Origin of the sequence: Mycobacterium sp. Root135, from assembly GCF_001426545.1 — a bacterium.
GTDB lineage: Bacteria > Actinomycetota > Actinomycetes > Mycobacteriales > Mycobacteriaceae > Mycobacterium.
On sequence record NZ_LMEZ01000008.1, the window covers coordinates 124,084 to 149,185 of the forward strand.

General features: G+C 67.5%; 27 protein-coding genes. 10 read left to right on the forward strand and 17 right to left on the reverse strand.

What is annotated here, in order from left to right; genetic code table 11:
- Positions 1–93 precede the first annotated feature (93 nt).
- The gene (locus tag ASD37_RS24375; RefSeq protein ID WP_056557768.1) at positions 94–1,230 is read left to right on the forward strand and encodes a ferredoxin reductase; all 1,137 of its coding nucleotides are present in this window, start codon (positions 94–96) and stop codon (positions 1,228–1,230) included.
- A gap of 8 nt (positions 1,231–1,238) precedes the next feature.
- On the forward strand, positions 1,239–2,474 hold the full coding sequence (locus ASD37_RS24380; protein WP_056557770.1) for a fatty acid desaturase: 1,236 nt from the start codon (positions 1,239–1,241) through the stop codon (positions 2,472–2,474).
- Positions 2,475–2,572: 98 nt separating this feature from the next.
- On the opposite strand, the gene ASD37_RS24385 is transcribed toward ASD37_RS24380, so the two are convergent.
- The 3 genes from ASD37_RS24385 to ASD37_RS24395 form a co-directional block, all read right to left on the reverse strand.
- A complete protein-coding gene (locus tag ASD37_RS24385) occupies positions 2,573–2,854 on the reverse strand; it encodes a GlsB/YeaQ/YmgE family stress response membrane protein (RefSeq protein WP_056557772.1) in 282 nt (93 codons plus the stop codon).
- A 128-nt stretch (positions 2,855–2,982) separates the two neighbouring features.
- On the reverse strand, positions 2,983–3,735 hold the full coding sequence (locus ASD37_RS24390) for an SDR family NAD(P)-dependent oxidoreductase (RefSeq protein WP_370073093.1): 753 nt from the start codon (positions 3,733–3,735) through the stop codon (positions 2,983–2,985).
- Between the two features lie 10 nt (positions 3,736–3,745).
- Positions 3,746–4,903, reverse strand: coding sequence for an acyl-CoA dehydrogenase family protein (locus ASD37_RS24395; protein WP_056557776.1), 1,158 nt, complete (start codon positions 4,901–4,903; stop codon positions 3,746–3,748).
- A 101-nt stretch (positions 4,904–5,004) separates the two neighbouring features.
- On the opposite strand from ASD37_RS24395, the gene ASD37_RS24400 reads away from it, so the two are divergent.
- Positions 5,005–5,394: a hypothetical protein gene (locus ASD37_RS24400; protein ID WP_156721072.1), complete on the forward strand. Its 390-nt coding sequence runs from the start codon at positions 5,005–5,007 to the stop codon at positions 5,392–5,394.
- Positions 5,395–5,405: 11 nt separating this feature from the next.
- On the forward strand, positions 5,406–6,716 hold the full coding sequence (locus ASD37_RS24405; protein WP_056557781.1) for an NtaA/DmoA family FMN-dependent monooxygenase: 1,311 nt from the start codon (positions 5,406–5,408) through the stop codon (positions 6,714–6,716).
- Positions 6,717–6,720: 4 nt separating this feature from the next.
- Here ASD37_RS24405 and ASD37_RS24410 read toward each other — a convergent pair whose 3' ends face one another.
- The 6 genes from ASD37_RS24410 to ASD37_RS24435 form a co-directional block, all read right to left on the reverse strand.
- On the reverse strand, positions 6,721–7,080 hold the full coding sequence (locus ASD37_RS24410; RefSeq protein WP_056557782.1) for a hypothetical protein: 360 nt from the start codon (positions 7,078–7,080) through the stop codon (positions 6,721–6,723).
- A gap of 58 nt (positions 7,081–7,138) precedes the next feature.
- Positions 7,139–7,966, reverse strand: a complete 828-nt coding sequence (locus ASD37_RS24415) for an alpha/beta fold hydrolase (RefSeq protein ID WP_056557784.1) — start codon at positions 7,964–7,966, stop codon at positions 7,139–7,141.
- Positions 7,959–8,561, reverse strand: a complete 603-nt coding sequence (locus tag ASD37_RS24420) for a TetR/AcrR family transcriptional regulator (protein WP_056557786.1) — start codon at positions 8,559–8,561, stop codon at positions 7,959–7,961. The genes ASD37_RS24415 and ASD37_RS24420 overlap by 8 nt, the downstream gene beginning before the upstream one ends.
- Positions 8,561–10,345 carry an amidohydrolase family protein gene (locus ASD37_RS24425; RefSeq protein WP_056558241.1) on the reverse strand — a complete coding sequence of 595 codons (1,785 nt, stop codon included), beginning with the start codon at positions 10,343–10,345 and terminating at the stop codon, positions 8,561–8,563. The genes ASD37_RS24420 and ASD37_RS24425 overlap by 1 nt, the downstream gene beginning before the upstream one ends.
- Positions 10,346–10,445: 100 nt before the next feature.
- Positions 10,446–11,612, reverse strand: coding sequence for an acyl-CoA desaturase (locus tag ASD37_RS24430; RefSeq protein WP_056557789.1), 1,167 nt, complete (start codon positions 11,610–11,612; stop codon positions 10,446–10,448).
- 19 nt (positions 11,613–11,631) lie between these two features.
- Positions 11,632–12,717 carry a ferredoxin reductase gene (locus ASD37_RS24435; RefSeq protein ID WP_056557791.1) on the reverse strand — a complete coding sequence of 362 codons (1,086 nt, stop codon included), beginning with the start codon at positions 12,715–12,717 and terminating at the stop codon, positions 11,632–11,634.
- Between the two features lie 85 nt (positions 12,718–12,802).
- Between ASD37_RS24435 and ASD37_RS24440 the strand changes: the two genes are divergently transcribed.
- Both ASD37_RS24440 and ASD37_RS24445 read left to right on the forward strand, forming a co-directional pair.
- A complete protein-coding gene (locus ASD37_RS24440; protein ID WP_056557793.1) occupies positions 12,803–14,011 on the forward strand; it encodes a CdaR family transcriptional regulator in 1,209 nt (402 codons plus the stop codon).
- On the forward strand, positions 14,008–14,592 hold the full coding sequence (locus ASD37_RS24445; RefSeq protein WP_056557795.1) for a DUF998 domain-containing protein: 585 nt from the start codon (positions 14,008–14,010) through the stop codon (positions 14,590–14,592). Before ASD37_RS24440 ends, ASD37_RS24445 begins: the two co-directional genes overlap by 4 nt.
- Positions 14,593–14,605: 13 nt before the next feature.
- On the opposite strand, the gene ASD37_RS24450 is transcribed toward ASD37_RS24445, so the two are convergent.
- The 3 genes from ASD37_RS24450 to ASD37_RS24460 form a co-directional block, all read right to left on the reverse strand.
- Positions 14,606–15,412, reverse strand: coding sequence for a cutinase family protein (locus ASD37_RS24450; RefSeq protein ID WP_082570394.1), 807 nt, complete (start codon positions 15,410–15,412; stop codon positions 14,606–14,608).
- Between the two features lie 70 nt (positions 15,413–15,482).
- Positions 15,483–16,946 carry a YdiU family protein gene (locus ASD37_RS24455; protein WP_056557798.1) on the reverse strand — a complete coding sequence of 488 codons (1,464 nt, stop codon included), beginning with the start codon at positions 16,944–16,946 and terminating at the stop codon, positions 15,483–15,485.
- A 25-nt stretch (positions 16,947–16,971) separates the two neighbouring features.
- Positions 16,972–17,949: an aldo/keto reductase gene (locus tag ASD37_RS24460; protein WP_056557800.1), complete on the reverse strand. Its 978-nt coding sequence runs from the start codon at positions 17,947–17,949 to the stop codon at positions 16,972–16,974.
- Between the two features lie 170 nt (positions 17,950–18,119).
- Here ASD37_RS24460 and ASD37_RS24465 point away from each other — a divergent pair, with 170 nt between their 5' ends.
- A complete protein-coding gene (locus tag ASD37_RS24465; RefSeq protein ID WP_056558244.1) occupies positions 18,120–18,908 on the forward strand; it encodes a metalloregulator ArsR/SmtB family transcription factor in 789 nt (262 codons plus the stop codon).
- Between the two features lie 6 nt (positions 18,909–18,914).
- Here ASD37_RS24465 and ASD37_RS24470 read toward each other — a convergent pair whose 3' ends face one another.
- Positions 18,915–19,202: a YiaA/YiaB family inner membrane protein gene (locus ASD37_RS24470; protein ID WP_056557802.1), complete on the reverse strand. Its 288-nt coding sequence runs from the start codon at positions 19,200–19,202 to the stop codon at positions 18,915–18,917.
- Positions 19,203–19,286: 84 nt separating this feature from the next.
- Between ASD37_RS24470 and ASD37_RS24475 the strand changes: the two genes are divergently transcribed.
- Entirely contained in the window at positions 19,287–20,312 is a 1,026-nt protein-coding gene (locus ASD37_RS24475) for an alcohol dehydrogenase catalytic domain-containing protein (RefSeq protein WP_056557804.1), read from the forward strand.
- A gap of 3 nt (positions 20,313–20,315) precedes the next feature.
- On the opposite strand, the gene ASD37_RS24480 is transcribed toward ASD37_RS24475, so the two are convergent.
- Together ASD37_RS24480 and ASD37_RS24485 are read right to left on the reverse strand one after the other, a co-directional pair.
- Entirely contained in the window at positions 20,316–20,768 is a 453-nt protein-coding gene (locus tag ASD37_RS24480; RefSeq protein ID WP_056557806.1) for a hypothetical protein, read from the reverse strand.
- A gap of 15 nt (positions 20,769–20,783) precedes the next feature.
- A complete protein-coding gene (locus tag ASD37_RS24485) occupies positions 20,784–21,383 on the reverse strand; it encodes a TetR/AcrR family transcriptional regulator (protein ID WP_056557807.1) in 600 nt (199 codons plus the stop codon).
- Between the two features lie 83 nt (positions 21,384–21,466).
- Here ASD37_RS24485 and ASD37_RS24490 point away from each other — a divergent pair, with 83 nt between their 5' ends.
- Positions 21,467–22,621, forward strand: coding sequence for a Rieske 2Fe-2S domain-containing protein (locus tag ASD37_RS24490; RefSeq protein WP_056558248.1), 1,155 nt, complete (start codon positions 21,467–21,469; stop codon positions 22,619–22,621).
- Position 22,622: 1 nt separating this feature from the next.
- On the opposite strand, the gene ASD37_RS24495 is transcribed toward ASD37_RS24490, so the two are convergent.
- Both ASD37_RS24495 and ASD37_RS24500 read right to left on the reverse strand, forming a co-directional pair.
- Entirely contained in the window at positions 22,623–23,045 is a 423-nt protein-coding gene (locus ASD37_RS24495; protein WP_056557810.1) for a nitroreductase family deazaflavin-dependent oxidoreductase, read from the reverse strand.
- Positions 23,046–23,079: 34 nt separating this feature from the next.
- Positions 23,080–24,414, reverse strand: a complete 1,335-nt coding sequence (locus ASD37_RS24500) for a PLP-dependent aminotransferase family protein (RefSeq protein ID WP_056557812.1) — start codon at positions 24,412–24,414, stop codon at positions 23,080–23,082.
- A 62-nt stretch (positions 24,415–24,476) separates the two neighbouring features.
- Between ASD37_RS24500 and ASD37_RS24505 the strand changes: the two genes are divergently transcribed.
- Complete coding sequence (locus ASD37_RS24505; RefSeq protein WP_056557814.1) at positions 24,477–25,094, forward strand: DJ-1/PfpI family protein; 618 nt, start codon at positions 24,477–24,479, stop codon at positions 25,092–25,094.
- Positions 25,095–25,102: the final 8 nt, after the last annotated feature.

Below are 25,102 nucleotides of genomic sequence, written 5' to 3' on the forward strand. Positions count from 1 at the left end.
AGTCGGGTTGACTTTGGTTACCGGTGGGTATTGGGTGTACATGTGTTCACCAATTGAGCGCCGCTCTCCCGTCAACGGATCCCGAGGTGCACGATGAGCCCGAGTTTGCGCGACCTGGTCCGCTGGACCGAAAAGCCCGCCCGCAACGTGGAGGCGGGCACCGGGTCGCCGACGAACCTACTCCGCGGCCTCGCGGCGCGGGCGACGACACCGCTGCTGCCCGACGACTACCTGACGCTGCTCAACCCGCTGTGGTCGGCGCGAGAGCTCCGCGGTGAAGTCGTTGACGTGCAGAAGGAAACCGAGGACACCGCGACCGTGTCCATCAGGCCGGGCTGGGGCTTCTCCGGCGAGTACCAACCCGGTCAGTACGTCGGCATCGGCCTGAGCATCGACGGCAAATGGCACTGGCGGTCCTACTCGTTGACGTCGGTTCCGGTCCGCGACAAGAAGCTCATCTCCATCACGGTCAAGGCCACGCCGGAGGGGTTTCTGTCGACGCACTTGGTGAACGGTGTGCAACCCGGAACGATCGTTCGCCTGGCGTCACCCAAGGGCGACTTCGCCCTGCCGGATCCGCCGCCGGCGAAGATGCTGCTGGTGACCGCGGGCAGCGGGATCACCCCCGTCATGGCGATGCTGCGGTCCATGAACCAGCGAGGGCAGACCTCCGACGTCGTCCACATCCACTCGGCCCCCTCGGCAAAGGACGTCATCTTCCACGACGAACTGCAAGAACTGAACCGCGGTGAGTGGCCGTACGAGTTGCTGCTCCAGCTCACCGCGGACATGGGTCACCTCGACTTCGAGGCCGAGCTCGAGCGGCTGGTTCCGGACTGGAAGGACCGACCCACCTGGGCATGCGGGCCACCCGCGATGCTCGACACGCTCGAGAAGGTGTGGGCCGACGGCGGAGTGCCGGAAGACCGCCTGCACATGGAACGGTTCGTCATCGCGCGCACCGACAAGGGTGGCGAGGGCGGCACGGTGACCTTCGCGATCTCCGACAAGACGATCGAAGTCGACGGCGCCACCTCGCTTTTGGAGGCCGGCGAGAAGCTCGGCATTCAGATGCCGTTCGGCTGTCGGATGGGCATCTGCCAAACCTGTGTCCTGCCACTGGAATCCGGGCACGTCCGCGACTTCCGGTCGGGTAGTGAACACGGCGAGGGCGATCGAATTCAGACGTGCATCTCCGCGGCATCCGGCGACTGCACCCTCAACATCTAGGAGTCGACATGGCAATCAGCGACATCAAGGAATACGCCCACCTCAGCCCCGAGGACGTCGAAGAACTCGGACGCGAGCTCGACGCGATCAGGGCCGACATCGAGGAGTCGCGCGGCGCACGCGACGCCCAGTACATCCGCAAGACCATCCAGCTGCAGCGAGGATTGGCCGCGTTCGGCCGAATCGCACTCTTCGCGAGCCGCGACAAGCTCGCCTGGACCGCGGGCACCGCCGCGCTCGCCACCGCGAAGATCATCGAGAACATGGAGTTGGGCCACAACATCACCCACGGGCAGTGGGATTGGATGAACGACCCGGAGATTCACTCCACCGAATGGGAGTGGGACACCACCTCGCCCACTCAGCATTGGAAGAAGTCGCACAACTTCATCCACCACAAGTACACCAACATCGTCGGCCTGGACGACGACATCGGTTACGGCATCATGCGTCTCACGCGCGATCAGCGCTGGGAGAAGTGGATGATCGGCAACCCGATCTACAACATTCTGCTGGGAACGCTCTTCGAGTGGGGCGTGGCGCTGCACGGGGTCGAGACGACCAAGTGGCGCAAGGGCGAGAAGTCGATGGCCGAGGTGCGCAAGGACCTCAAGATCATCGGCAAGAAGGTCGGCAAGCAGGTCGGCAAGGACTACGTCGTGTTCCCGGCGCTGACCGGGCCGGCGTGGAAGCACACCCTCGGCGCCAACGCGGTGGCGAACCTGATCCGCAACTACTGGTCGTACATGGTGATCTTCTGCGGCCACTTCCCCGACGGCGCAGAGAAGTTCACGCAGGAGGAGTACGAGAACGAGACGCAGGCCGAGTGGTACCTGCGCCAGATGCTCGGGTCGGCGAACTTCAAGGCCGGTCCGGTGATGGCCTTCATGAGCGGCAACCTCTGCTACCAGATCGAGCACCACATGTTCCCCGATCTGCCCAGCAACCGGTACGCGGAGATCTCCGAACGAGTTCAGGCGCTGTGTGAGAAGTACGACCTGCCCTATACGACCGGTCCGCTGTTGCGGCAGTACGGCCAGTCGTTCTGGACGATCCTGAAACTCGCACTGCCCAACAGGTTCCTGAAGGGCACGCCCGACGACGCCCCGGAGACCAACTCCGAGTTGAAGTTCCGGATTCGCGGAGGCATGCGCGACACCTTCGGGATCGATCCGGAGACCGGCCGGCGGCGTGGCCTGCGGACGGCGCTGCGCGAGATGCAGAAGGACACGGTGGCGGCCTAAGCCACGAATGGATGAGGTGGCGGCTTAGTCCCGACACCGACAACGACGACGATCGGCCCCGGCGACGCTGCCGGGGTCGATCGTCGTGTCGGGGGGTACTACCGGGTGCGGGTGGAACTGCGGTTGCCGACCCGGCTCCAGACCAGGATCACGATGACCGCGCCGATGATCGACCCGATGATTCCGGCGGGCTGCAGGAAGCCCTGGGCGGCGTCCTTGCCGAAGAGCAGGTAGCCGAGGAAGCCGCCGACGAACGAGCCGACGATGCCGAGAACGATGGTCATGACGACGGACATGCTCTGCTTGCCGGGGATGAGCAGCCGGGCAACGGCTCCGGCGATGAGTCCGACGACGATGATGCTGACGATGAGTCCAAGCATGGTGTGAGCCTTTCCGATTGGTGCCTTGCGGCACCCGTTACCGGGAGGTCGGGCGATTGCTCGACGCTGACACCAGTTCACTCCCCCTAGGGCTCCTCCACCACACCCCTAGGGAGGTAATTCCACCGCTAGGTGATGGTGACGCCGCCGTCGACGACGATCGTCTGCCCGGTGACGTAACCCGCGGCCGGTGACGCCAACCAGACCAGCGTCGCGGCCAGCTCCGCGGGGTCGCCCATCCGCGGCAGCACGAACCTGGCACTCAACGACTCGAGATAGCCGGGCTTGTACTCGTCGGTCATCTCCGACTTGAAGAAGCCCGGCGCAATGGCGTTGACCCTGATGCCCTTGCGAGATCCCCACTGCTGGGCCAAGTCTCGGGTCAACCCGACGATTGCCGCCTTGCTCGCACTGTAGGCGGCCTGCGGGAGACCGGCGGTCGTCAGTCCGAGGATGCTCGCGATGTTGACGATCGAACTGCCCGGCTCCATGACCCTGCCGCACGCCTGAGCCGCCCAGTACGAGCCGTGCAGGTTGACGTCGACGACGGCCCGGAACTCCTCGGGTGTCTCGCGGGTGGCGGGTACCGCAGTGCCGATGCCCGCGTTGTTCACCAGCACGTCGACGCGGCCGAACTCCGCCATGGCGCGGTCGACCATTGCCTGGCATTGCTCGGGATCGGTGACGTCGGTCTGAACCGTCACCGCCCGCCTCCCCGCCGCAGTCACCAAGTCGGCTGTGGCGCCGAGCTTTTCGGTACGCCTCGCGGCCAGCACCACGTCGGCCCCGGCCTGGGCGCACGCCTGCGCGAACGCGACCCCGAGTCCCGACGATGCGCCGGTGACGATCGCGACCTTGCCCTCGAGGCTGAACATTTCCATCAGGTTCACGTCAGAGTCCCATGTTCTTGGCGATGATCAACTTCATCACTTCGCTGGTGCCGCCGTAGATACGGTTGACCCGGCTGTCGGCGTACAGCCGGGCGACGGGGTATTCGGTGATATAGCCGTAGCCGCCGTGCAATTGGAGGCAGCGGTCGATCACGCGGGAGGCGATCTCGGTGCAGAACAGCTTGGCGGAGGCGGCGTCGGCGGCGGTCAGTTCATCCCTGTCGATGGCCTCGAGCGCGCGGTCGACCACGGCCTCGCTCGCGTCGACGTCGGCCTGGCACGCGGCCAGCTCGAACTTGGTGTTCTGAAAGCTGGCGACCGGCTGGTTGAACACCGTGCGGTCCTGGGTGTACCTCTTCGCGAACTGCACGGCGGCCTTCGCCTGGGCGTACGCGTTGACGGCGATTCCGAGCCGCTCCCTCGGCAGGTTGTTGCCGAGGTAGGAGAAGCCGCGGTTCTCCTCGCCGAGCAAATCCTCGACCGGCACCATGACGTCGGTGAAGTTCAGCTCGGCCGTGTCGGACACCTTCAGCCCGAGCTTGTCGAGTTTGCGGCCCACCGAGTAGCCCGGGAGCGTCGTGTCGACGATCAGCAGGGACAGGCCGTGGCGGCGGTCGTCGTCGCGCGGCGGTGCGGTGCGCGCCGCCACGATCATGCGGTCGGCGTGCACACCGCCGGTGATGAACGTCTTGGCGCCGTTGAGCACGTAGTGCTTGCCGTCGTCGGTCAGCTTGGCGGTGGTGCGCATGCCGGCAAGGTCGGATCCCGTTCCCGGCTCGGTCATCGCGATGGCGAACATCAGGTCGCCGCTGACGAATCCGGGTAGCCAGCGCTGCTTCTGCTCCTCCGTGGCGTAGGACTGGAGGTAGGGAAGGCACAGGGTGACGTGAGCGCCGGAGGCGCCGAACGCCACGGCGGCGCGGTTGGTCTCCTCGGACAGGACGGCCTGGAACTTGTAGGACTCGATGCCCGCCCCGCCGTACTCCTCGGCGACCTCGATGCCGAAGACGCCAAGCTCGCCGAGCTTGTTGTAGAACTCACGGGGCACGATGCCTGCGGTACACCAGTCGTCGTACACCGGCACGACTTCGGATTCGATGAAGTCCCTGATGGTCTTCCGGAACGCTTCGTGGTCGTCGTCGTAGACGGTTCTGAGCATGGTTGATTTCTACCCTCTCCGCTGCTCACCACCGAATCCGCCTTCCGAAGTCATCGCGAGAAAGCCCGTGCGACGTCGGCGTTTGGCAGTAAACTCCGATCATGCAACCGCCGGTACCGATGAGTGGGGTCGGGGCTGGCGGCTGGGTGTTCACCATCGCGTCGATCCTGGCGTTTCTTGCCGCAGGTGTCGCGATGCGGACGGGGCGCCGGCTGCTCCGCAGATCCACGCCCGAGCTCGTCGTGCTGTTGAACCAGTCGGCAGCCTTCTACAGTCGCTGGCCGGAAGACCGGTTGGCGTCGGTTCCCGACGTCGAACTTGCCGATGAGATCGCCAGATGTAGGCGCGTGGTCGAGCTGTTGGAGACGCGGCAGGGCGCCGCCACGGGTGCAGCACGTGGCGTAGTCGACGGTCTGCAAGCGTGGATTGCACTGCTGGGCAAGCGAATCGATCAACCGGCGAGCTTGCCCTCCGGCGCGGCATTCGCCTAGCGTCAGGCTCGATGAGCTCACGACCGCTGCACTTCAACGCCTTCATCTGGCCCAACGGGTACCACGAATCTGCCTGGCGTCTCGCCGAGGACGACGTCAGGAACGTGCTCGGGTTGTCGTACTACGCCGACATCGCCCGCACCGCCGAGCGGGGGTTGCTGGACTCGATCTTCCTTGCCGACAACATCGCGATCGCCGAGTACCGCGCCACGCACCTCCCTCAGGTCCAGTTCGACCCCATCGCGGTGCTGTCGGCCTTGGCCGCGACCACCGAGCACATCGGGCTGATCGGCACGGGTTCGACGACCTACAACGAGCCGTATGAGCTGGCTCGGCGGTTTGCCACGCTGGACCATATCAGCGGTGGTCGTGCCGGCTGGAACATCGTCACGACCGTGACGCCGTTGGCCGCAGCCAACTTTGGCGACCGCAGCCATCCCGATCACGCCGACCGGTATGCGCGTGCGGACGAGTTCGTCGAGGTGGCCACCCGGCTGTGGGACAGCTGGGCCGACGACGCGATCGTCGGCGACCGCGATGGCGGTGTCTGGGCCGACCGCAGCAAACTGAGGGCCCCGCGCTTTCACGGCCGGTTCTACGACGTCGAGGGCGTCCAGCCGTTTCCGCGCTCGCCGCAGGGGCGTCCCGTGATGGTCCTGGCCGGGCAATCGGGGGCCGGGGTGCGGTTGGCCGCCCGGCACGCCGAGATGGCGTTCTCCGGACCGCCGTCGCTGGAGGCGGCGGTGGCGTTCCGCGCCGATCTGCACGCGCAGGCCGCCGCCCTCGGTCGTGATCCCGACCAGGTGCTGGTGCTGCCCGCACTGATGGTGACCCTCGGGGGCACCGAAGCCGAGGCCCGTTCCCGGGCGCAACGGCTGGAGGACCTGTCCAGCAGTGAATTTCGTTGGCAGAACGCGCTTTACACGGCCGGATTGGATCCCGACGGGTTCGATCCCGACGCCCCACTTCCGGCGTCGCTGTGGGAGGTGCCGTCGCCGTCCACCCGGACCGACCAGCTCTTCGCCGCAGCCCGCGCCCGTCCCGATGCGCCGTTGCGTGAGGTGGCGCAGGAGGTCAGGGGCGGCGCCGGCCACTCGCACTTCGTCGGCACGCCCGAGCAACTCGCCGACTACATCGCCACCTGGCAGGACGCCGGCGCGGTCGACGGCTTCACCATCATGGGGTCGACGCTTCCGCACGAGTTGGCGGCGTTCGTCGACCACGTCATACCGATCTTGCAGCGCCGCAACCGGTTTCGCACCGAATACGCCGGTACTACGCTGCGGGGGCATCTGGGGTTGTCGAGGCCCAGCGCCCGGTGACGGGCTACAGCGGGATGACCGACTCGCTGTTGAGGAAGCGCCACATCCGCCGGCACGCCGCACCGAGCCGCCGCCGCGTCGGGGTGTGGGACATCGCGTCGATCAGTTCCTGGTCGACGATCACGTAGCCACCGTCCAGTCGGCGCCACCACCCGGCCAAGCTCAGCTCGATCGCGGCGATGGTGCTGACCCTGCCGTGGACCAGGGTGTCGAGGATTTCGTCGGGGACGTAGTTCGCGCTGCTGGTGTGGGCGAGGTGGTCGACCACCCGAACGTGAACCTCGAGGGACTCGGGTGAGAGAACCGCACGCGTCTTGTCTGCGCGCAGCGCCTCGACCTCAGAGAACACCAACTTGTCGTCCATGTGCACACTCTATCCGCAACACGGACGTAACACGAGGTTTACATGAGACGGGGATCCGTCAGGCCGCGACCCGGTCGACGATCAGGTCGTGAAGCAGGTCCGGTTGCTCCTCGGGAAGCCAGTGCGAACCGTCGGTGATCTCGAAGCGGTAGGGGCCCGACACGTTGCGCGCGCACATCGTGGCGCCGCGCCTGCCCAGCGCGGTGTCGCCGGTGCTCCACACGTACGTCGTGGGGGCGGCGACCTTCCTGATATACCTCGGGCTCGCGAATGGCATCGCGCGATACCAGTTGACGGCCGACGACAACGATCCGGAAGCGACGATCTCGGTGTGCACCGTGGCGATCTGTTGCGGCGTCATCCCGGTCGTGCCAAGGATTCGGTCGACGAGCCGTGGCTGACGAAACATCCACTCCGGCAACAGCGGAAGCTGAAACAGTCCGATGTAGTACGAGCGCAGGATCTGGCTGCTGATCAGCATCGAGCCGAGGAACGCCTTCGGATGCGGCACCGAGACCGCCGTCAGAGTCCGGACCACGTCGGGCCGGCCGGCCGCCGTCGACCACGCCACGGCCGCTCCCCAGTCGTGGCCGACCAGGTGGACCGGGCCGCCCGTCGCCTCGGCGAGGGCCGCCACGTCGGAGACCAGGCGGCTCATCCGGTAGGCGCGACGGCCCCGCGGCCGGGCGGTGGGCGCGTAGCCGCGCTGGTCGAACGTCAACGTGCGGTACCCGCTCGCGTGCAGTCGTTCGCACACCGCGCCCCACGAGCTGGAGGTCTGCGGAAACCCGTGCAGCAGGACGACGACGTCACCGTCCACCGGTCCTTCGTCGGTGACGGCGAAGGTAAGGCCGTCGTTGGCGAACTGGCGGATCCGTTCAGTCATCGTTCCTCGATTCGCCGGGGGCGAGCAGCGCGAGCAGCAGCGGGATGCGCCCCGCTTCGATCTCGGGCTGGGGCAGGACGTGGTGGATGATGGCCGCGCCGTCGAAGGAGTTGGTCAGCAGCGCGGCGAGGGCCGCGATCGCCCCGGCGGGATACTGGTCGGCCATGGGCAGGGTGGTGGCGGTGTCGAAGATCCGCGCGCTGTAGTCCTTCAACACCTCCTGCAGTGTGGCCCTGAGCTTTTCGTCGGTGCGCGCGGCGATCAAAAGTTCGTACATCACCACGTTGGTGTCGTTGCGGGTGACGTCGCGCATCGCGTGCAGAACCCCCTCGAGGGCGGGCTGCGCGGCTGGGATCTCGGCGATCTTCTTGCCGAACAGGTCGAGCTGGCGGCGCATCACCTCTCTCGCCGTGGCCGCCATGAAGTCGCCCATGGTGTCGAAGTGGCGAAACAGCGCCCCGCCGGACAGCCCGGCGCGCTTGGTGATGACGGCCGCCGACGCCCTGGCGTAACCGACGTCGACGATCGTGGCGATGCTCGCGTCGAGAAGCCGCGCGACGGTCTCCTCGCGACGTTCCTGTTGAGTCCTCGCCATCAGGCGCGCACGGCGGTGGGACGGGACGTCTCCGCCGCGCGCAGGAAGCGACCTGACTTGCCGGTGACGCCATAGCCGTCGCGGAATTCGCCGTTGCGGTAGACGATCTCGCCGTTGACGGCCGTGACCACGACGGCAGCGTCGTTCCGGTTTACCATGCGGCTCAGTCCGCCGTAGAACGACACCGGCGCTTCGTGATAGCCGTCGACCGCGTCGTCGAGACCGGCCGGATCGATGACGACGAAGTTGGCGGCGTCGCCCTCGCGCAGCCTGCCTGCGTCGACGCCGAACCAGTCGGCGACCTCCGCGGTCAGGCGGTGCACCGCGTGTTCGACGGTCATGAAGGGTCGGCCCGCTCGCTCGGCTACGAGTGCGCGCTTGAGCAGTCGGAGCGCATAGTTGTAGAACGCCATGTTGCGGAGGTGTGCGCCTGCGTCGGAGAAGCCCATGTGGACCGTCGGCTCGGTGGCGAGCTTGTCGAGTTGGCGCTGGCGGTGGTTGGCGACGGTGGTGGTCCAGCGGACGTTGCGCTCGCCGTTCTCGACGAGCACGTCGAGGAAGGCGTCCAACGGATGAAGCCCACGCATCTCGGCGATCCGCCCGAAGCTCTTGCCGATCAACGTCTCGTCGGGGCATTCGACGATGACCGCGTCGTGGAAGTCGCGGTGCCACAACGTCGGTCCGAGCTTGCGGCGGTCGAACTCGCGCCGGAATTCGCGGCGGTATTCGGTGTCGGCGAGCAGTTCATTGCGCTGCAGCTGATCGCGTAGGTGCAGCGCCGCGGTGCCCGCGCCGAACTCCTCGAACACCGGCAGGTCGATGCCGTCGGAGTACAGCTCGAACGGGACGGGTAGGTGCTGAAAGCGGACGCTGGCGCCCAGTACCCGGTTGAGCAGTCGGGTGCCGGGCCCGAACACGCTGACCGCCCCCGGCGCGGCCTTCGAGTCCGCGGAAACCAGCAGACTCATCCGCACGCCGTGGCGACGACCGAACATCCGGCTGCTGGACAGGAAGAACAGCAGCGCCGTCCACGGGCGGGCCACGTCGGGTGCGCTCTGTAACATTCTGCGCCGCTTGCGAAGTACCGCGATGAGCGCGCGGCGTTCCCGCCAGGTCGCGAAGGTCGACGGCAACCCACGGGAGCGGTAGCGGTCGCCGTCGAGCTTGTCGATCGCCGAATCCATGCCGGACATGCCGAGCAGGCCGGCGTCGAGCGCCTCGGCGAGCTTGGCGGTCATCGCGTCGAGTTCCGCGGGCGTCGGCCGGGTGGTGTCGTCGGTGGCGCGGTCGAGGCCGAGTACGGACGTGCGCAGGTCCGAATGGCCAAGCAGGGAGCTCACATTGGGGCCCAGTGGCAGGGCGTCGAGGGCGGCCACGTATTCGGCGGCGGTCGTCCAGGTCTTCTTGTCGTTGAGCGCGCCGAGGACGAACTCGCGCGGCACGGCCTCGACCCGGCTGAAGAGGTCGGCGGCGTCCTCGTTGTTCGCGTACACCGCAGACAGCGAGCAGTTGCCGAGCAGGACCGTCGTCACGCCGTGGCGGACGGATTCGCGCAGCCCCGGGTCGAGGAGCACCTCGGCGTCGTAGTGGGTGTGCACGTCGACGAAGCCGGGCACGACCCACTTGCCCTCGGCGTCGACGACGTCGGGGCACCCGGTTTCGTCGAGCGGTTCGTCGGACACCGAGACCACGACGCCGTCGCGAATGCCGAGGGTCTTCACCCGCGGCGGGGCGCCCGTGCCGTCGAACCACGAGCCGTTGCGCACGATCACGTCATAGGGCATGTGATGCACGCTACATAAGATTGCGAGTGATCACAATCATTCTTTCACGGCTTCGGCGCGCAAACGTTCGCTCACCGAACGTTTGCGCGCCGAAATCGCGCTAAGCGGCCTTGAGTGCCGGGCGCTCGGCGGCGGCGGTGGGCCGACGACGGTGCAACAGGTTGCCGACCTTGAAGTCGTTCGGCAGCGACAGCTTGAAGACCGTCTTCCAGGCCGAGCCAACTTGGCGCGGCAGCGAACCGGTGGTGTAGGTCAGGCCGTAGCGCTCGAACACGTCCTGGATCTTGGGCGCGATCTCCTGGTACCGATTGCTGGGCAGATCGGGGAACAGGTGATGCTCGATCTGGAACGACAGGTTGCCGGACATGAAGTGCAGCAACTTACTTCCGGAGATGTTGGCCGAGCCCAGCATCTGACGCAGATACCACTCGCCGCGGGTCTCGCCGTCGATCGAGTTCTTCTCGAAGGTCTGAACGCCCTCGGGGAAGTGACCGCACATGATGACCGAGTGCGTCCACACGTTGCGGACGAGGTTGGCGGTCAGGTTGGCCGTCAGCGTGCTGACTGCAGACGGGCCGGACAGCAACGGGTGCAGCAGGTAGTCGCGCGTGGCCTGCTTGCGGATCTTGGCGAGCACCCTCTTGCCCCTGGCCTGGAACTCGGCCTTGTCGGTCCGGCCCTTGAGGTACTTGCCGATCTGCAGGTCGTACGCCGCGATGCCGTATTCGAAGACGCAGGCGTTGATGAAGTTCCACAGCGGCTGCGCGAGGTAGAACGGCACCCACTTCTGGTTCTCGTCGACGCGCATGATGCCGTAGCCGAGGTCGTGGTCCTTGCCGCGCACGTTGGTGTAGGTGTGGTGGACCTCGTTGTGCGAGTGCTTCCACATCTCGGCGGGGGAGGCATTGTCCCACTCCCACGTGGTGGAGTGAATCTTGCTGTCGCGCATCCAGTCCCACTGGCCGTGCATGACGTTGTGGCCGATCTCCATGTTCTCGACGATCTTGGAGATCGACAATCCGACGGTGCCGACGACCCACGCGGGCGGGAACAACGAGAACAGCAGGACGGCGCGGCTGCCCAGTTCGAGCTTGCGCTGACCGTCGATCACCTTGCGGATGTAGGCGGCGTCGCGTTCGCCGCGGCTTGCGACGACCTGCTCGCGGATGGCGTCGAGCTCGCGGCCAAGGTTCTCGACGTCCTCGGCCGTGAGGTGTGCGGTGGTCGGGTTCTGGTCGGCGTGAACGGTTTTGATTGAAGTGGTCATGATGGCGCTCCCTAAGGGGTCAGAGATCGATGTCGCACGAACCCGCGGCGGCAGAGACGCAGGTCTGGATTTGGACGTTGTCGCCTGGAGTGGCGGTGGTGACGTCGCCGGTACGCAGGTCGCGGACGGCGCCCTGGCGCAGCGGGACGACGCAGCCGAAGCAGACGCCCATCCGGCAGCCCGACGGCATCAGAACGCCGGCGGCTTCGCCGGCGTCGAGAAGTGTTTCGGCACCGGTCGCCTCGACGACCGTGCCGGTCTTGGTGAAGCTGACCGAGCCGCCGTCGCCAGCGGTGATGACGGTGGGGCGGAACCGTTCGGTGTGCAGCCGATCGGCGATGCCGTCGGCTGCCCAGCGCATTTCGAGTGCATCCAGCATTCCGGCGGGGCCACATGCCCACGTCTGGCGGTCGGCGAGATCGTCGACCAGGTCGTCGAGCGTGGCGACGTCGAGCATGCCGTCGGTGTCGGTGTGCTTCTCCACCAGACGGATTCGGCCCTCGCGGGCCATCATGCGGAGTTCGCCGCCGAAGATGACGTCGTCGGCGGTGGGGGCGGAGTGCACGACGACCACGTCCGAGCCCGCATCAGTCAGGTTGCGCAGCATTCCCATCGCCGGTGTGACGCCGCTGCCCGCGGTGAGGAAGAGGATCTTCGGGGGCGACTGGACGCCGAGGGTGAAATCGCCTGCGGCCTGGTCGAGTTGAACGATTGTTCCGACGGTGGCGCGGCGGACGAGGTGATTGCTCACCTTCCCGTCCGGAATGGCCTTGACGGTGACGGCGATGGTGTCGTCGGTGGTCTTGGAGGTCAGCGAGTACGCCCGCCATTGGCGGATTCCGTCGACGTCGACCCCGATGCGCACGTACTGGCCAGGGGTGTGGCCCCGCCATCCGCGGCCGGGCTTGATGACCACGCTGACGGCGTCGCGCGTCTCGGGATGGAGGGCGACGATGCGGCCGCGGAGGTCGGCACTCGAGCGGAGGGGGTCGATGACGTCGAGGTAGTCGGCGGGCACCAGGGGTGTCGTCACGCGTTCGGCGAACCTGATGACCCGTGCCCGCAGCGCGCCGACGGTCGTCGGCCGGGGTGCTGTCGTCGTCATGGTTCCACTCTGGCTGAGTTGAGGGTATAAAGTCTTGGATGTCAGGCGTGAATGTCCTGTATGAATTTGTTCGTAGGGAATAGTTTTGCCGGAATCAGCGGGGGCTTCAGGCCCTGAGGGCCGCCTCACCAGCCTCGACCTGTCCGACGACGTGGTCGAGGCCCTTCAGGCCGTCCTGCCGCGGATGGCGGAGAACACGGTGACCGCGGTGACGCTCGAGGTCCCGAGCTATGCGCGCGCCTTCAGCGGCCGGATGGGCCAGACCATCGAGAACGCCGTGCAGATGGCGCTCGGGGCATTCCTGCGGCTTGCCGTGCGATCGCACGACTCCGATCCGAGTGCGACTCTCTCACCTGCCCTCGACGGCGCCTACGAACTCGGCCGTGGTGAGGCCCGACAGGGGCGGTCCATGGATGCGCTGCTCTCGGCGTACCGCGTTGGTGCCCGGGTCGCATGGCGGGAGTTGTCGTCGACGGCCGTGGCCGCCGGGCTGGCCGCCGAGACCGTCGCCCGCTTCGCGGAGTTGGTGTTCGCGTTCATCGACGAGCTGTCGGCCGCCAGCGTCGCGGGACACACCGACGAGCTGGCGACCACGGGCCGGGTCCGCCAGCGATACCTGGACAGGTTGGCCAAGCAGTTGATCGCCGGCGAGCCCGTCGAGACGCTGAAGGCCAGCGCCGAGGAGGCGGACTGGCACCCACCGGAGACGTTGACGGCGGTCCTGGTGGCCGAGGCGCAGACCCGAGGACTGGCGGCCAGATTCGGCCAGGCGACGTTGCAGCTGAGCGAGGACCTGCCGGGTGTCGACCCCTCGGAGTCCCTTGCGGTGCTGCTCGTCCCCGACCTGGACGGCAGGCACCGAGGGCAGCTGCGGTCGGCACTGCAGGGCCGACGCGCCTTGGTCGGCCCGGCACGACCGTGGGCACTGGTGGAGTCGTCCTACCGACGCGCCCTGCGGGCCAGGCAGCTGCAGGTCGACGAGGAGATCGTCGACACCGAGGAACACCTCGTCGAGTTGGTCCTCACCGCCGACCGCGACGCCGTCGCCGATCTTCGCCGCCACGCCCTGGCGCCGTTGGCGGACCTGCGACCCAATACCGCCGACCGCCTGGCCGAGACACTGCGGTCGTGGCTTCTGCATCAGGGCCAGCGCGAGGCGATCGCGGCCGACCTGTTCGTGCACCCGCAGACGGTCCGGTACCGTATGACGCAGCTGCGTGAGCTGTACGGGGACCGTCTCGACGACCCGCGGATCATCCTGGAACTGACTGTGGCCTTAGGGGTTTCGCCGTGAACGCCAGGATTGCCGCCGCGTGTTGGACGGTGGCCGGCGTGGCGTACCTCGGGCTCGAGGCGGCGGCCGCCGCAGCTCATCCGGGGTACCGCTACGCGACGAACTTCATCAGCGATCTCGGCAGACCCGATTCACCGCTGAGTCATCTGATGAACACCGCCTTCGTCGTGCAGGGCACGCTGTTCTTCGCGGCGTCGGTGGCATTGACGCGCGCGAGGCGCAGCCACATCGGCGTCTTCGTGGCGTGCGCGGCGGCCAACGCCGTCGGCAACGTCGTCGTCGCGATGGTCCCGAGCGGTGGCGCGGGGATCGCCTGGGTGCACGTGTCGGCCGCGGCGGTGGCGATCGTCGGAGGTAACGCGGCCATCCTTGCCGGGCACCGGATGGTGAGCGAATCTCGTTGGTACCGGCTGACGTCCGTCGGGCTGGCGGCGCTGGGCTTCTTGGCGTTCAGCGTGCTTGCCGTCGGGGCGGTCACCGCGTCGACCATCGTGCTCCCCGGCGCAGTGTGGGAACGGACCTGCGTCTACACCATCATCGGCTGGCAGCTGCTGTCTGCATTGCGGCTCTCGCGTCGCTGAAAGTCGTTGCGGCTCAAGCAGGCGCGGCGACCGGGGGTCCCGGTGCAGGGCCCGGAGCTGGAACCGGGGCGGGGGCGGCCAGGGCATCGGGAGCCGGTGGTGGTGGCGGCGGTGCTGCAATGGGGTATCCCAGCTTGCCGACGGCGTAGTTGGCCGCCTGGTCGACCAGCCCGTCGGAGACGTAGGCGTTGTGCAGGCCGAAGTCGCCACCGTCGGAGCAGATCGGATCTCCCGGCACGCACGAGTCAAGGGTCTTGCCCGCGTACTTCGGGCCGATGACGATCGCCGGTTCGTTGACGAAGCTCATGAAGCGCTCCGACGGCTTGCCGAACAGAGTCACCGCGGCGACGTGGTCGGCGATGGCCGGCGGCAGCGGCCCCGTCACACCGGAGTCCGCGGCGCCCGGCGGGACCACGTCGGCGGTGACGAAGCCCGCGACGGCGGCCCCCTGGGAGAACCCGCCGAGCACGATCTTGGTCTTCGGGCAGTTCACCGCGGTGGCCTGAATGTGGGCGGCGGCATCGTTGATCCCGTCGACTGCGCGCGGGAACTCAATGGTGGCAGGGTAATTCACCGCGTAGACGCTGACCGACTTGTTGCCGACCTTGGACTGCAGCGCGTCGACGAAGGCCTGTCCGACATAGCCGACGCCCGCTGGCTCGCCGGTGCCGCGGGCGAACACCGCCTCGACGTCGGGGCATACCGGGTTGGACGCATTCGGCAGGGGCTCGGCGGACGCGCCGGGAGCGGCGCCGCCCACCAAAGCCCACGTCAGAGTGGCCGCGACACCAAGGACTGGGGTGAGGGAGCGCAAGGTCATGCTGCTAGTTTGCCTAATTTTCGCGAACGCAAACCACCCGAATCAAAGTGATCTCCGCGACGTCGAACCGTCAGGTCCCGCAGAACGTCTGATACGGCCCGAAGTCGTCTGGGGCCGGGGCGGCGTACCGCTCGAGTTCGGGGCGTTCGTCGTACGGCGACGCAATGGCCTCGAGTAGCCGATTCAGGGGTTCGACGTCACCGGAAGTGGCTGCGGCCAGGGCTTCTTCGACGAGGTGGTTGCGCGGGATGTACACCGGATTCACGCGGTCCATCGCGTCGGCGTCCGGGTCGAGGGCCCGCCACCGAGTGAGCCAGGTGTCGAAGCCGGCGAGGTCGACGAACAACCCGCGGGCGGGTTCGGCGTCCCCGCGGGCTGCCGCAGCCAGGCTGCGGAAGAACGACGTGTAGTCCACCCGGCTTTGGGTCAGGTGGCCCAACAGGTCGTCGGCGAGGGACGTCACCGTCGCGTCGTCGACGTCCGCGGCCACGCCGAGCTTGGCGCGCATGCCCGACGCCCGCGCGGCGTCGTAGGCGGCGGTGAACGTGCCGAGCGACTCCACCGCGAGCTCCACTGCGCGCTGTTGGTCGTCGGAGATCAGCGGCAGAAGGGTTTCCGCGAAACGGGCCAGGTTCCATTGCGCCACGATCGGCTGATTGGCATATGCGTAGCGCCCCGCGTGGTCGATCGAGCTGTAGACCGTCGCGGGGTCGTAGGCCTCCATGAAGGCGCAGGGCCCGTAGTCGATCGTCTCGCCCGAGATTGTCATGTTGTCGGTGTTCATCACCCCGTGGATGAAGCCGACGAGCATCCATCGCGCCACCAGGGCCGCCTGCGCGGCAACCACCGCGTCGAACAGCGCCAGATAGGGCTGCTCGGCGTCGGCGGCGGCGGGGTAGTGCCTCGCGATCGCGTGGTCGGCGAGGCGGCGCACCAGGTCGAGGTCTCCTGAGGCGGCCGCGTACTGAAAGCTGCCGACGCGCAGGTGGCTGCTGGCGACGCGGGCCAGGACGGCACCCGGCAACGCCGTCTCGCGCCACACCTCGGCCCCGGTCGCGACGACGGCGAGTGCCCGCGTCGTCGGGATGCCGAGTGCGTGCATGGACTCGCTGACGACGTACTCGCGCAGCATCGGGCCGACCGCCGCCAGTCCGTCGCCGCCGCGGGCGAAGGGGGTGCGTCCCGAGCCCTTGAGGTGGAGGTCGCGTCGTCGGCCGTCGGAGTCGGTGAGTTCGCCGAGCAACAGCGCGCGACCGTCGCCGAGACGCGGTGTGTACCCGCCGAATTGGTGCCCGGAGTAGGCCTGGGCCACCGGCGTCACACCATCGGGGACCTCGGCTCCGACCAACAGCCGCAAACCCGCGGGGCTCGCGAGCCACGTCGCATCGAGGCCCAGTTGGGCGGCCAACGGTTCGTTGAGGGCCAGCAGGCGGGGTTCGGGTGCCTCGGCGGCCCGCCACGCGACGGCCATCTCCGGCAGGTCCCGCGCGAACTGGCTGTCCCTGAGGACGGTGGTCGACTGTGCTGCGCTCACCTCGTCCAGCGTACGGAGCGCGGACTCAACGGTCGATCCACTTCATCTGCTGCTCGTTGTGGTGCTCGCCCACCGCGGGGGACACCTCGGTCAGCTTCCGGAGCTGCTCCTCGGTCAGCTCGACGCCGTCGGCCGCGACGTTCTCCTCGAGCCGCGACACACGCTTGGTGCCGGGGATCGGCGCGATGTGGTCGCCCTGAGCCAGCAGCCAGGCCAACGCGACCTGAGCCGGGGTGGCGCCGACGTCGGCGGCGATCGCCTCGACCTCGGCGACCGCGCGCAGGTTCTGCTCGAAGTTCTCGCCCTCGAAGCGGGGGTTGGTCTTGCGGTTGTCGGAGTCGTCGAAGTCGGCGGTCGACGTGATCTGCCCGGTCAGGAAGCCGCGCCCCAGCGGCGAGTACGCGACGAACCCGATCCCGAGTTCGCGCAGCAGCGGCAGCACGTCGGGCTCCGGGTCGCGGGTCCACAGCGAGTACTCCGACTGCAGTGCGGTGATCGGGTGCACGGCGTGCGCGCGCCGGATGTTGTCGACGCCGGCCTCGGACAGTCCGATGTGCCGAATCTTGCCCTCGGACAACAGCTCTGCCAGTGCGCCGACGGTGTCCTCGATCGGTGTCGCGGGGTCGACGCGGTGCTGGTAGTAGAGGTCGATCCAATCGGTGTCGAGCCGCTTCAGCGATCCCTCCACGGCGGCGCGGACGTTCGCCGGGCTGCTGTCGAGGTGGCCGGGACCATCTCCCGCGTGGGAGACCATGCCGAACTTGGTGGCGAGCACCACCTCGTCGCGGCGCCCCTTGATGGCGCGGCCCACCAGTTCCTCGTTGACGTACGGGCCGTAGATCTCGGCGGTGTCGACGAGGGTGACGCCGAGGTCGAGGGCCCGCTGGATGGTGCGAATGGATTCCGCGTCGTCGGTGCCTGCGCCGGTGTAGGCGGCCGACATGCCCATGGCACCGAGGCCGATGCGTGCGACGTCCAGATCTCCGAGGGTGATGTGCTTCATTTCATCGACGGTACGACTGGACGTCGCCGAGTGCGAGGGTCTGTCATTACCTGCCTCCGGACGCCGGACCGGCGGGAGTGTCTGCCCGCAGTCCATCGCTTCCCGAATTGCCGTTGACATATGCAGGTAAATACCTGCATACTTTTGTCGTGACCGAGGAGACCCACGAGATCGACTCGGTTTTCAAGGCGCTCGCGGACCCCACCCGGCGGATGCTGCTCGACCGACTGCGCGACCACAATGGCCAGACCCTGAGTGAATTGTGCGATCCCCTGGACATGAAACGCCAGTCGGCCACCCAGCATCTCGACGTCTTGGTGAAGGCCAACCTCGTGGCCGTCGTACGCCGCGGTCGTGAACGCCTTCACTACCTCAATCCCGTGCCCATACACGAGGTCGAGGAGCGCTGGATCTCGGGCTTCGAGAAACCGCGCTTGCAGATGCTGAGCGACATCAGAAACCGAGCCGAGGAGTACGCCATGACCGAAAAAGACACCGCTGTACCTAGTTACGTCTACGTCACATATATCCGCGCGACCGCAGAGCAGGTATGGAACGCGCTGACCGATGCCGATCTGACGGCCAAGTACTGGGGACACGCCAACATCTCGGACTGGCGGCCCGGCTCGCCCTGGGAGCACCGACGGACCGATGGATCGGAACGTGCCGACGTCGTCGGCAAGGTGCTCGAAGCCGAGCCCCCGACGCGCCTGGTGATCACCTTCGAAGACGCGCCCGACGAGGACAAGCCCGGCGGACCGTCGGTCGTCACGTTCCTGGTCCAGCCGCATCAAGACATCGTCCGACTGACGGTCAGCCATGAGAACCTGGCGAATAGGGCTATGTATCAGGGTATTTCGAATGGATGGCCAGCCGTCCTCGCCAACCTCAAGTCGCTGCTCGAGACCGGTGACGTACTTCCGCAGGCGCCCTGGGACGTGGCCAACGTCAACGCGTGAATCGCGTCATGCCGCACTAAACGGATTGTGTTCTGCGATGAGCTTTTCCATCCGCGCCTCGTCGAGACGCACGCGGATGGTCGAGGCTTCCTGCTGATCGCGGATGACCTTTGCCAGGGTGAATGAGCTGGCGACGAGGAACAGCACAGTCATGCCGAGGAACAGTCTCTGCCAAGGGTCCAGCGGGAGAAAGTAGATCCCGCCGATCGCTCCGAGGAAACTCACGCCGAATGACGCACCCGCCTGGACGAAGAATGCGGCCGTGCTCTTGGAGATCTCGTTGAATGCGTTCATGGAAATCACTCTGCCCCAGCATCGTCTAGGTAGATCTACTCGAATTCAGGGACGATCTGACAGCCCGGCGGTAGCGTCTGCCCGATGCGCAACGTCGTCATCACCGGTCCAGGTTCCGTCGAAGTCCGCGACGCCCCCGACCCGGTCCCGCCGGGAGCCGACGGAGCGGTGGTCGGTGTCGAGTCGACGGCGATCTGCGGATCCGATCTGCACTTCTACGACGGTGATCTGCCGGTCGGCGACGGGGTGGCCGTCGGCCACGAATTCATCGGCACGGTCCTGGAAGTGGGGCCGGAGGTGTCGAACGTGCGCGTCGGTGACCGGGTCCTCACAGCATCGGTCACCGGGTGCGGGAAGTGTGCCGGGTGCGCGACGGGCAACCCGGTGACGTGTGTGCAGGGCATGCAGATCTTCGGCTCCGGCGTGCTCGGTGGGGGACAGGCCACTGCAGTGGCGGTGCCCAACGCCAACTTTCAGCTCCTGCGGATTCCCGACGGCGTCGACGACGAGGCCGCGCTGTTGCTGACGGACAATCTGTCGACCGGGTGGATCGGGGCGAAGAAGGCCGACATCCCGCCGGGTGGGACGGTCGTCGTCATCGGCCTCGGCGCCGTCGGGCTCTGTGCGGTGCGCGCGGCGTTCGCCCAGGGCGCGGGCACCGTGCTGGCCGCCGACCCCGTCGCGGGCCGCCGCGCGCTGGCAGTGGATTCGGGGGCAACCGCGCTGGAGGGGTCGACCGTCGCGGCGGTCCTCGAGCACACCGGCGGCCGCGGAGCCGACAGCGTCATCGACACCGTTGCCCTCGACGCCACCCTGAACGACGCGCTGGCGTGCGTGCGCGCCGACGGCACCGTGTCCGTCCTTGGCGTGCACGACCTCGACCCCTACCCGCTGCCCATCCTGATGGCGCTGATCCGCAACCTCACGCTGCGCATGACGACCGCCCCGATTCAGCAGACGTGGGTCGACCTGCTTCCGCTGGTGACCGGAGGGTCGCTGCGCACCGACGGCATCTTCACGCACCGCTTCCCGCTGGACGCGGCGGCCGACGCCTACGCCGCGGTGGCGGCGCGCAGCCCGGAGTGCGTGAAGGTGATCCTGACGCCCTGACCGTCAGCCGGCGTAGGCCACCTCGTCGAACGGCCAGAGCTCTGTCAGCCATTGGCGCACTTCACGTCTCAGGACGGGATCGAGGTCGGCGATGTCGGCGCGAACCCACGACCGCACGTCCACGCTTCCCGGCCGAGGGCCGGGGTCGAGGTAGAGGCACCCGATCACGTCGTCGTCCTCGGGCCGCAGCACCGTGTACGCGAACGCGACCCGTCGGTCGAATTCGTCGGCGTGACGGACGAGGTCGACCAGGTTGCCCTCGGCGGACAGCCCGCCGTCCGGCGGCCAGCTGCGGCCCTCGAACCCGGGAGTGGCCCTGATGTGGTCGACGCTCGTCGTCCACGCGTTCAGGTCTGCGGCGTTGTGTTGCGGGCCGAGGGGTTCGAGGCGGAACCGCGCCGATTGAAGCACGCGCGGCACGTCGAAGTCGTCCGGTACCAACGGCTCCTGGTTCATCGACGCACTCTAGCGTCACACCAGCCTGGGGGCGGTGGCCGTGAGCATGGCCACCAGCATGTGCACGATCTCCTCGGGATCGTCGGGTGCCTCCTCAGGTCTACTGCCGTCCTGCGTCGCCCGCTCGTGCTCGGCCGCGAGCGCGAACATCGCGGTGGCGACCGCGGCGACCCGGCGGTGGCGGGCACCCCGCTCGGTGGCGGGCACCGCGTTGGACAGCGCGTCGAGCACCCGCGGCCAGGCGGTCTCGGCGGAATTCATTGGCTCCGTGCGTAATCGAGGGCCGACGACCTGCAGGAAGCGGGCGTAGTGCGTGCTGTCCAGGCGCAGCAGCGGCACGACGAGTACCCGCATGAGCGCGTGGGCGTCGGCAGGGTCGTCGGCGTCGAGTTCGTCGAGCATGCGTTCGCGTTCCAGCTCCATCGGCAGCAGGCGACGGGCCACCACGGCGTCGACCAGGTCCTGTCTGCTGCGGAAGTGATAGTTGACCGCGGAGTTGTTGCGTTGGCCGGCCGCCTTGGCGATGTCGCGCAGCGGCACCTCGAAGCCGTGCTCGGCGATGAGCCGCTCGGCGGCGTCGAGCAGCGCGTCCTTCGACCGGGTTCCACGATCCACGGGTCGATCCTAGGCGTTCCTCGACACCGATTAAGCGCATGTGCTTAACTCGGGTGTCGGCCAGCCCGCCGGAAGGATGAATGATGACTGCTGTTGACCACCCCCGTGAGAGCGGCGTCCGCGAGATCGACGCGGGTGCGCCCATGGCGCGGTTCGCCAGAGGGTGGCACTGCCTCGGTCTTGCCGAATCGTTCCGCGACGGCAAACCGCATGGCGTGAACGCCTTCGGCACGCGCCTCGTCGTCTTCGCCGACCCCGACGGCCAAATCCACGCGCTCGACGGCTACTGCCGGCACATGGGCGGTGACCTCTCGATGGGGACGCTCAAGGGCGACACGGTGGCCTGCCCGTTCCACGACTGGCGCTGGCAGGGCTCGACCGGCCGGTGTGTCGAGGTGCCCTACGCCCGCCGCACTCCCCGGCTGGCGCGCACCCGAAAGTGGTTGTGTCAGGAGGTGAACGGGCAACTCCTGGTGTGGCACGACCCGGAGGGATCCACGCCGCCCGCCGAGCTGACACCGCCGACCATCGACGGCTACGACGAGGGCAAGTGGTCGCCGTGGACCTGGAACACGATCTTCATCGAGGGCTCCCATTGCCGGGAGATCGTCGACAACAACGTCGACATGGCTCACTTCTTCTACATTCACCGCGCGTATCCGACGTACTTCAAGAACGTCATCGAGGGCCAGACCGCCAGCCAGTTCATGGAGTCCAAGGCCCGCCCCGACACCACGGAGAACTACGACAAGCTTTGGGAGGGAACGAATCTGAGGTCGGAGGCCACCTACTTCGGACCCGCCTACATGATCAACTGGCTGCACAACGACGTCGCCCCCGACTTCACCCTCGAGGTGGCCCTGATCAACTGCCACTACCCGGTCACGCACAACTCGTTCGTCCTGCAATACGGCGTCGCGGTGCAAAAGATCGACGGCCTGCCCGAGGACAAGGCCGCCCGCTTGGCCGCGACATTGAGTAAGAACTTCGGGGAGGGCTTCCTCGACGACGTCGAGGTCTGGAAGCACAAGACGCGCATCGACAACCCGCTGCTGACCGAAGAGGACGGCGCGGTATACCAACACCGGCGGTGGTACGAGCAGTTCTACGTCAACGTCGCCAACGTCACCGACGACATGGTCGACCGTTTCGAACTCGAGGTCGACACCACCCACGCCTATGGTGTGTGGCAGCAGGAGGTCGAGGAAAACCTCTCGCGCCGAGACGCTTTGGCGTAGGTCAGGCTCGTTCGAGCACGACCACCGGGATGACCCGGTCGGTCTTGCTCTGGTAGTCGTCGTAGTCCGGCCACGCCGCGGTCATCTTGGCCCACGCCTCGGGCTTCTCCTCGTCGGTGGCCACCCGCGCCCGCACCGGGAACCGGTCACCCTTGATCTGGATCTCGGCCGTCGGGTCGGCTTGCAGGTTCAGGAACCAGGCGGGCGGCGCGTCGGTGCCGCCCTTGGATGCGACGACGAGGTGCGCGTCGTCGTTCCAGTCCTCGAAGATCAGGGCGTGGCTGCGTTCCTCGCCGGACTTGCGGCCCTTGGTGAACAGGATGAGGATCTTGGTCCCGTTGCGCCAGTGGTAGCCGTCTTCGCCGTTCGTCTCGAGATACCGCTCGACGTGCGGATCTCCGTGCAAATCCTTGGCCGTTGTCATGGGCGGAGAAGTACCCCTCGCCGAGCCGGACCAATCAGAGATTTTCGTGGTGGTCGACGACCCGTCTGACCGTGTCGAGGGCGTCGCGCAGAACGTCCGGCTCGGTGGAGCCGAGGGCCAGTCGAAGCGCCTGCGGGACGTGGCCGACGGCGAAGGGTTCGGCGGTGGCCACCGACACCCGCTGGGTTGCCAGGTCGGCCGCGACCCGGTCGGCCCGCACCTCCTCGGGCAGGGGCAGCCACAGGAAGTACGACGCCGGGTGGCCGACCACCGGCAGGCCCGCCAGCACCTCCCTGGCGATCGCCTGCCTGGCCCGCGCGTCGGTGCGCTTGGCGGTTTCGAGCCTGGCGACGGTGCCGTCGTCCAGCCAGCGGCATGCGATCGCCGTCATCACCGCAGGCGTGTTCCAGGTCGTGGCGCGGATCGCCCGTTCCAGCGGAGGCACCAAATTCTTTGGTGCCGAGACGAACCCGACGCGAAGGCCGGTGGCGACGCTCTTGGACAGACCGGTCACGTGGACGGTGAGTTCCGGCGCCCGCGCCGCGAGCGGGGCCGGCGCCCGGTCGGCGAGGTAGGCGTAGGCGGCGTCCTCGACGATCAGGAGCCCGTGTCGCCGCGCGATCTCGACCAGGCGGTCGCGGTGGGCGTCGGTCGTCACCGTGCCCAGCGGATTGTGCAGGGTGGGCATCGCGTACACCGCGCGGACGCGACGGGAAGCGCACAGTCGGTCGAGGGCGTCCAGGTCGGTGCCGTCATCTCCAACGGGTAGGGGCGCCAACTCGATTCGCAGGGTCTCGGCGAGGACCTTGAACCCCGGATAGGTCACGGCGTCCACCGCGACGACGTCGCCCGGTTGCAGCAATGCCATCGCCGTGACGGCCAGGCCGTGCTGGGACCCGTTGACCAGCAACACCCGGTCCGCGCCCACCCGCAGCCCGAGCTGCTCGAGATAGATTGCCGCCGAGTCTCTTTCGTGGGCTCTCCCGCCGTGGGGCTGGTAGCGCAGAAGGGCGGCGAGGTCGCCGCCCGAGGCGAGGTCGCGCAGTGCCCGTCGCAGGAGCTCGGTCTGGCCGGGCAGCGACGGGTAGTTGAAGTTCAGGTCGGCCACGTCGGCGCCGAGTGACTGCTGGTCGACGCCGTGGCCCGGGGACAGGGTGGTGTCGCGGACGAAGGTGCCGCGGCCGCGCTCGCCACTGACCAGTCCCATGGCCTCGAGCTCGGCGTATACCCGCGAGGCGGTGACGACGGCGAGTCCCTCGGTGGCCGCAAGCTGGCGGTGCGTCGGCAGCCGGGTTCCCGACGCCAGCCGTCCCGACCGGATGTCGGCCGCCATCGCGTCGACCACACCCTTGTACCTCGACGGCGCCACCCGGCGATTGTATGCATGACAATTCTTTGATTGTCACGTTTGCGGCTCCATACGATCGCCGCATGCACATCGCCATCCTGACCTTCGAGGGATTCAACGAACTCGACTCGCTGATCGCCCTCGGCGTCCTCAACCGCGTCAAGCTGCCCGGCTGGCGGGTGTCGATCGCCAGCCCGACCCCGCGGGTCCGGTCGATGAACGGCGTTGTCGTCGAATCCATGGCCACCATCGAGGAGGCCTGCTCCGCCGACGCCGTGATCGTCGGCAGCGGAATGCAGACCCGCGAGGTCGTCGCCGACCACGCGCTGATGGCACGGCTGCGCCTGGACCCGTCCCGGCAACTGCTGGCAGGCCAGTGTTCGGGAACGCTGGTGCTGGCCAAGCTCGGTCTGCTCGACGGGGTGCCCGCCTGCACCGACCTGACGACGAAGCCGTGGGTGCGCGAAGCCGGGGTGGACGTCCTACCCCAACCGTTCTTCGCCAGGGGGGACGTCGCCACCGCGGGCGGCTGTCTCGCGTCGCCCTACCTCGCCGCGTGGCTCATCGCCCGGCTGGTGGACGTCGAGGCCGCCGAGAGCGCGTTGCACTACGTTGCCCCGGTGGGCGAAAAGGACGACTACGTGCGCCGCGCCATGCGCAACATCGACCCCTACCTCGTTCGACCCGCGGCGGTCGTCTGACAGGATCG